The following is a 3,584-nucleotide window of genomic DNA, read 5'->3' as shown; positions in this document are numbered from 1 at the left end:
GTCGGGGAAACACCCAGTCTCCATTCCGAACCTGGAAGTTAAGCCCTTCAGCGCCGATGGTACTGCGACCGGGAGGTCGTGGGAGAGTAGGACGTCGCCGGACATTCACACTGTTAAGGGCCACCCCGTTCGGGGTGGCCCTTAACATTTCCCCCAGCAGTACACGATCCCCTCAGCTGTTCTGACCCCGAGCGGTCGACCCCACCAGGCCGGCCGCTTCTGTGCGTCCAGTCTTCTATTGAGCCCGCCACACCTGCCGAGGCGCATACCCGCTCCTCCGCAACCAGTGCTCGGTGTAGACGATCTTCTCCGCAGCAACCGCCACCAACGGCCCTGCCGGCGGCTCCTCCAGCGACCGTCCCCGCTCCACATGATCCGATTGCCACCGATAGGCCTCCCAGTACCGCGCAAACTCCCCGTCCCCTGGCATCAACACCTCAGCCTTCCCGAAGACCTGCGCACCGCGACTACTCGCCTGTCCCACCAACGGCGCAAAAATCCCCACCGATACCCGAGGATCGATCGCCAGGTTCCGCATCTTCGGCGACCGAGCCGCCGCGGTGAACAGCAGAGTGAAATCCAGGTGGTAGTACCGCACCGGCGTAGCCAACGGACCGTCCTCACCGCTGGTCGCCAGCACACACATGTTCTGGCTACTCAACAGATTCAGGATCCGCTCCGACAACACGTCGTACTCGAGTCGCTTGGTCGGAGCAGCCCCAGCCAGCCAAGGGTTAGTAAGAGTCATGCCGAATCTTCGCAAACCCTCTGAGGTGCCAGGATCAGCGCATGCAACAAAGCGCCTCGTACCTCGACGGCCTCGACCCAGAGGAGCTCGCGTTCCAGCAGCTCTACGGCCCGTGGCACGTCTCCTCTCCCCAGGACGCCGCCCAACTCCTCGACGGCTACTCCTCCGACTGGTGGATCGCCGGCGGCTGGGCGATCGAAGCATTCACCGGCGTGCGGCGTCCTCACGAGGACGTCGACGTATCCCTCTGGCGTAAGGACGTCGAGCTGCTCCGCCAGCACCTCAAGGGAGAGTGGCACCTCTGGTCCAACGAAGGCGGCCGCCTCAGCCCACTCACCGACAAGCGGCCCGAGCAACCCGCCGAGGCGGACCAAATCTGGCTCCGCCGGCACGCTCTCGCCCCGTGGGAGTACGACCTGGTCGTGAACCCCGACCGCGACGGCCGGTGGATCTTCCGCCGTGACCCGTCCCTCGACTTCGCCCTGGACGAGATCACCTGGATCGCGCCCGACGGTCTGCGGTACATCACCCCCGAGATGGCCCTCGCCTACAAGGCGCGTCTCAACCGCCCCAAGGACGAGCAGGACCTGGCCGCAACCCTGCCCCTGCTCTCAGCCGCCCGGCGTACTTGGCTGGCCGACATGATCGACCACCTTCACCCGGCCCACTCCTGGCTCACCCGGATCTTCGCCGACAACTGACTACGACCGGTTGGAGCGGGGAGGTGTGACGACCCTCAGCTGGAGCATCGCCGCGAATCGGGTGTCGGGGTCAGCCAGGTCCAGGTCGGCAACCTCCGCCAGACGTCGTAGCCGGTACCGGAAGGTGTTGGGATGCACGTACACCGTGGCGGCCGCCGCAATCACGTCCCCAAAGGCATCCAGCCATGCCCGCAACGTCTCCACCAGATTGGTGTTGTGGTCCTTGTCGTACGCAACCAACCGGGCAATCGGCCCCGTCGGCTGATCCCCCCGAGCCTCGATGAGGTCCCGGAGCTCGAGCAACAAGGTCTCAACATGAACATCCGCCAACCGCGCGACCCGCTGAGACCCCGTACGCAGTACTCGCAACGCCCGATCGGCACCAGCCCGCGCATGCGGAAGCCGAGCGGTCTCCCGTACGACCGGCCCAACCCCGACGGTCGCCGTCACCCGATCCCCGATCCGGTCCAGGAAGTCCTTGGCGATCCGAACCGCCCGCTCCTCCCCGTCCTCCCGATCGGCGCGAACTGGCAACAACCCGTACGCAACATCCCCCACCAACGCCGCCGCCGACCGCGGATGGACAGCCCCCAAATGCATCGCGAACGCATCCGCCAACCGCTGCCGCTCAGTCGCCAACCCGGCCTCACCAACCAGTGAGTCCTGAGCCCCGACCTCAGAGCCATTCGGAACAGGCGCGTGCCGTTCACGACCGACCCGCTCTTCAGCCCTACGCCGTACTCGCACAGCCAGGGCCAGCACCACGACCGGCTGGTCAGCGAGCCCTAACCGGTCAAGAGCATCCCGCGCCCCCGCGCCACCCTCCAGCGCTGTGCTGACCAGATCAGCCCGAAGCCGCCGCTCGACATCCGCGCCGGCCCGAATCCGCAGCATGTGAAGCGCCACCAGCTTGGCCGCGTCGCACAGCGCCTGGGTGCGTTCATCGGTCAGGGGATCACGAACAGCCGCCCAGATCGACCCGAGAATCTCGTCACCGGCCCGAACCGCAACAGCAATCCGCGGAATCGTGAACTCCGTCGCAGTGATCGGCAACGGCGGCACATGCACCGGCCGATCAGTCCGATGAAGCTCCCGAAAGATCCCCAACTCAGCAAGCAACCGCGAGTACCGCTGAGGCACCTGCCGCCCCAGCACCGTCTCGACCCGCGCGGTATCGGCTTCGTCCTGCCGGCCAGAGAACGCGAGCACCCGGGAGTTCCGATCCTCGATCGTCACCGGAGCATCAAGCAACGCCGCCGTCGCATTGGCCAACGCAAACAAGTCCCCAGACGGCATCCCGCCCAAGGTCTCCGGCTCGGCAACCCCAACATCCCCTTCAGCCAGCAGCGACCGCAACAACACCGCCAACTGATCCCAAGACGCCCCGCGAGTAAGCCCCAGCAACGCCACCCCGGACTCAGCAACCGCCTCAGCAAGACTCACGTCCCTCGGCACCGGAGCCCGCACCACCAACCCAGCCGCCTGCTGCCGCCCCAGATCCCGCAACGCCCACGCGATCAAACTCGGCTCCTGCAGCCCAACCCCCAACACCAACGCATTGGACGGCAGCACCGGTTCGTCCACGGGATCATGAATCACCACCCCACCGATCTCCACCGGCCGGTCAGCATCCCCATCTACCAGTTCGAGCAACGTGGCGCCCAAGTCATCCAGCACCCGCCCAAGACTCGCCCGAGGCCGATTAGTCACGGAACGCATCATCTCCCGACCGTAGATCCCAGCACCCCACCCTAGTTCGTCCCCACCAACAGTTTCAGCCCCCACTTTCGTCCCCCCGAACAACCAGCCCCACACGAGTACGTCAAGCGAACACCCCCGCAGCCCCCGGCCCGAACCCGCCAGAGCCCCATTCCCCGGCTCGTGGCGAGCGCGTCCGACAGCGCGCGGTGGTCACCCTCCACCCGTCGCCGCCGACCCCGCCGACTCCCCGTTCACTACCTGATCGGCGGCAACAGCACGAAGATCGGGCACCAAGCAGGGCAGCGGGCCGAGCGTCCGCGCGGATCCCGCCCAAGACCGGCTGAGTGGTCCCCGGCCGGCCTGGACCCACGGACCGCCGACCCGCGACCGCTGAAGCTGCACCACGAAGGTCGAGTGCTAAGCGGGGCGGCGGG

At 66.6% G+C, this 3,584-nt stretch carries 3 protein-coding genes and 1 rRNA gene; 2 read left to right on the top strand and 2 right to left on the bottom strand.

Features of this window, described 5'->3' with window-relative positions; translation table 11 throughout:
* Positions 1-103, top strand: a 5S ribosomal RNA gene (gene rrf / locus ACYVIO_RS41235); the annotation flags it as partial.
* 132 nt (positions 104-235) lie between these two features.
* On the opposite strand, the gene ACYVIO_RS41230 is transcribed toward rrf, so the two are convergent.
* Positions 236-748 (bottom strand): pyridoxamine 5'-phosphate oxidase family protein, encoded by a 513-nt coding sequence (locus ACYVIO_RS41230; protein ID WP_460656459.1) that lies wholly within the window; start codon positions 746-748, stop codon positions 236-238.
* Positions 749-789: 41 nt separating this feature from the next.
* On the opposite strand from ACYVIO_RS41230, the gene ACYVIO_RS41225 reads away from it, so the two are divergent.
* A complete protein-coding gene (locus ACYVIO_RS41225; RefSeq protein WP_460656458.1) occupies positions 790-1,449 on the top strand; it encodes a nucleotidyltransferase domain-containing protein in 660 nt (219 codons plus the stop codon).
* On the opposite strand, the gene ACYVIO_RS41220 is transcribed toward ACYVIO_RS41225, so the two are convergent.
* Positions 1,450-3,126, bottom strand: coding sequence for a PucR family transcriptional regulator (locus ACYVIO_RS41220; protein WP_460656457.1), 1,677 nt, complete (start codon positions 3,124-3,126; stop codon positions 1,450-1,452). It lies immediately after the preceding gene.
* Positions 3,127-3,584 lie beyond the last annotated feature (458 nt).

The sequence above is a fragment of the Kribbella endophytica genome (assembly GCF_054781295.1).
The sequence above is the reverse complement of the archived record's forward strand: the minus strand, read 5'-3'. Positions and strand labels throughout refer to the sequence as shown.